This window comes from Kitasatospora sp. NPDC091257 (assembly GCF_044757675.1).
GTDB lineage: Bacteria > Actinomycetota > Actinomycetes > Streptomycetales > Streptomycetaceae > Kitasatospora > Kitasatospora lactacystinica.
The window spans coordinates 1-3,060 of record NZ_JBIVVI010001102.1 but is presented as its reverse complement, the minus strand read 5'-3'; the positions used below and the strand labels follow the sequence as shown (position 1 = coordinate 3,060).

Annotated in this window: 3 protein-coding genes; 1 reads left to right on the top strand and 2 read right to left on the bottom strand. The window is 74.0% G+C overall.

Annotation, left to right across the window (positions count from 1 at the left end; translation table 11 throughout):
* Both ACIQOV_RS34905 and ACIQOV_RS34900 read right to left on the bottom strand, forming a co-directional pair.
* Positions 1–306, bottom strand: a 306-nt coding sequence (locus tag ACIQOV_RS34905; protein ID WP_401054868.1) for an inositol monophosphatase family protein, incomplete at its 3' end; no start/stop codon positions are given.
* Between the two features lie 68 nt (positions 307–374).
* On the bottom strand, positions 375–1,517 hold the full coding sequence (locus tag ACIQOV_RS34900; protein WP_401054867.1) for a ferrochelatase: 1,143 nt from the start codon (positions 1,515–1,517) through the stop codon (positions 375–377).
* A 132-nt stretch (positions 1,518–1,649) separates the two neighbouring features.
* On the opposite strand from ACIQOV_RS34900, the gene ACIQOV_RS34895 reads away from it, so the two are divergent.
* Positions 1,650–2,918, top strand: a complete 1,269-nt coding sequence (locus tag ACIQOV_RS34895) for an MFS transporter (protein ID WP_401054866.1) — start codon at positions 1,650–1,652, stop codon at positions 2,916–2,918.
* Positions 2,919–3,060: the final 142 nt, after the last annotated feature.

Sequence of the window (3,060 nt, the reverse complement as noted above, 5' to 3'; positions counted from 1 at the left end):
GTAGTTGACCGTCCCGTCGAGCGGGTCCACGACCCAGCGGACCCCGCTGGTGCCCGGCCGCTCGGCGCCCTCCTCGCCGAGGTAGCCGTCCTCCGGGCGGCGGTCGGTGATCAGCTCCAGGACGAGCTTCTCCGAGGCGAGGTCCATCTCGGTGACCACGTCGACCGGGCTGCTCTTGGTGCCGGCCACGCCGAGGTCGGCGGGGCGGCCGTCGCGCAGCAGCGCGCCGGCCTGCCGGGCCGCGTCCAGGGCGACCTCCAGCAGGTCGTCGAGGAGCCGGTCGTCGGGCAGGGCGGGGGTGGGCACGGGGTTCTCCTCCGGAGCGACGGGACGGACGGGACGCGCGGGACGGGCGGGGCGCGCGGGACGGGCGGTCAGTGCTCGGCGACGGCCGGACGCGGGGCGCGCGGGTTCGGGCAGCAGGCCACCGCGCACACGTCGTGGCTGGGGCCGAGGGTGCCGAGGGCGCAGCGGGTCACCCGCTCGCCGCGCTCGACGGCGGCCCGCTCCAGGACGAGCTCGCGCACCGCCGCGGTGAACCGGGGGTCGGCGCCGACGGTGGCGGCCCGGGCCACCGGCAGGCCGAGCTCGGCGGCCTTGGCCACGGCCTCGGTGTCGAGGTCGTACTTGACCTCCATGTGGTCGGAGACGAAGCCGATCGGAACCATGACCACGGCGGGCGCGCCGTCGGCGTGCTGGGCCTCCAGGTGGTCGCAGACGTCGGGTTCCAGCCACGGGGTGTGCGGGGCCCCGCTGCGGCTCTGGTACACCAGCTCCCACGGCCGCTCGGCCACGCCGGTGCGGTCGGCCACCGCGGCGGCGATCAGCCGGGCCACGTCCAGGTGCTGGGCAACGTACGCGCCGCCGGGCTCGCCGCGGGCCGGGTCGTCCGGGGCGCCGGAGGTCTCGGCCATCGAGTCCGGGACGGAGTGGGTGGTGAACGCCAGCCGGGCGCCGGGGCGGACGGCCTCGGGCAGCTCCTCCAGGGCGGCCAGGACGGCGTCGGTCATCGGCTCGACGAAGCCCGGGTGGTTGTAGAAGTGCCGCAGCTTGTCGAACCGCAGAGCGGGCACGCCCTCCTCTGCGAGCGCGGCCAGCGCGTCGGCCAGGTTCTCCCGGTACTGGCGGCAGCCCGAGTAGCCGGCGTAGGCGCTGGTGGCGAGCACCGCGATCCGGCGGTGGCCGTCGGCGGCCAGCTCCCGCAGGGTGTCGACCAGGTAGGGCGCCCAGTTCCGGTTGCCCCAGTAGACCGGCAGGTCCAGCCCGTGCTCGGCGAAGTCCTTGCGCAGCGCGGCGAGCAGCTCGCGGTTCTGCCCGTTGATCGGACTGACCCCGCCGAACATGAAGTAGTGCTTGCCCACCTCCTTCAGCCGCTCCTTGGGGATGCCGCGGCCGCGGGTGACGTTCTCCAGGAACGGGACGACGTCCTCGGGGCCCTCGGGCCCGCCGAAGGAGAGCAGCAGCAGGGCGTCGTACGGGGCGGCGCCGGAGGGGGAGGGTTTGCGCGCGTCGGACATGGCACCGATCCTGCCACTGACGGGCCGAGCGCCGTCGCGGGGGCCGCGCGGGTGTCCGGAAAATACCGTTTGCCAACGTACGTAAGCTGTGTTTGCCAGCCTTGTTCCTTACTCCCCCTGCCCGGAGCTCCCGTGCTGTCCAGCTACCGCCAGATATTCGCCTCCCCCGGCACTCTGGCCTTCTCCTCCACCGGCTTCGTCTCCCGACTGCCGATCTCCATGACCGGGATCGGCATCGTGACCATGCTGTCCCAGCTCAGAGGCTCCTACGGAGTGGCCGGCCTGGTCTCCGCCTGCCTCGCGGTCTCCGCCGCGATCCTCGGCCCCCAGGTCTCCCGGCTGGTGGACCGGCACGGCCAGCGGAGGATCATCGTCCCCGCCATGGCGCTCACCATCGTCGCCGTCACCGGCCTGCTGCTCTGCGCCCGGCTGGAGGCCCCGGACTGGACGCTGTTCCTCTTCGCCGCCGGCATGGGAGTGATGCCCAGCACCGGTGCGATGGTCCGCGCCCGCTGGGCCCACCTCTACCGCGAGGACACCGGCAAGCTGCACACCGCCTACTCCTTCGAGGCCGTGGTCGACGAGGTCTGCTTCATCGTCGGCCCGATCCTCTCCATCGGCCTGGCCACCTCCGTCTTCCCCGAGGCCGGCGTGCTGCTCGCCGGGATCTTCCTCGCCGTCGGCGTGCTGCTGTTCGCCGGGCAGCGCTCCACCGAGCCGCCGGTCCACCCGGCCGCCCGGCACGCGGGCGGCTCGGTCATCCTCAACCGCGGCCTCCAGGTGCTGATCGTGACCTTCGTCGCCACCGGCGCGATCTTCGGCTCGGTCGAGGTGGTCACCGTCGCCTACGCCGAGGCCCAGGGCCACAAGTCGATCTCCAGCGTGATCCTCGCCCTGTGGGCGCTCGGCTCCTGCCTGGCCGGGGTGGTCTTCGGGACCCTCAAACTCACCGGCTCGATGGCGGTGCGCTTCCTCGTCGGCGTCCTGTTCATGGCGGTCAGCATGGTGCCGCTGCTGCTGGTCGCCCACGCGGTGCACGGCGTCGGCGGGCTGGTCGCGGTCGGCGCCGCGCTGCTGATCGCCGGCATCGCCATCTCCCCCACCCTGATCACCGCGATGGCCCTGGTCGAACGGCTCGTCCCGGCCTCCCAGCTGACCGAGGGCATGACCTGGACCACCACCGGCCTGGCCCTCGGCGTCGCGGTCGGGTCCTCGGCCGGCGGCTGGGTGGTCGACGCCTCCGGAGCCGCCGCGGGCTACTGGGTGCCGCTGGCCGCCGGCCTGCTCGGCGTGGTCGCCGCCCTCGCCGGCCTCGCCCGGCTGCGCGCCGGACTGGCCACCGAACCCACCGCCGAGGCGGCCGCCGACGGGGCCGGACGACCCGTAGACGCCGACCGGTGAACTGACTAGTCTCTCGCCCTACCCGCGGGCCGTACCGGCGGGTAGGGCGGTAGCGCCGCCCCGGACCGCGCCGACCCGTTCGGCCACGGAGCAGGAGCAGTGGCGCCACGGCGTGCTGAAGTGCCTGTTCACCGAGGTGCCG

Excerpts from the sequence above, each read along its gene's own strand:
- ACIQOV_RS34900 (WP_401054867.1), bottom strand. The coding sequence starts at position 1,517 with ATGTCCGACGCGCGCAAACCCTCCCCCTCCGGCGCCGCCCCGTACGAC.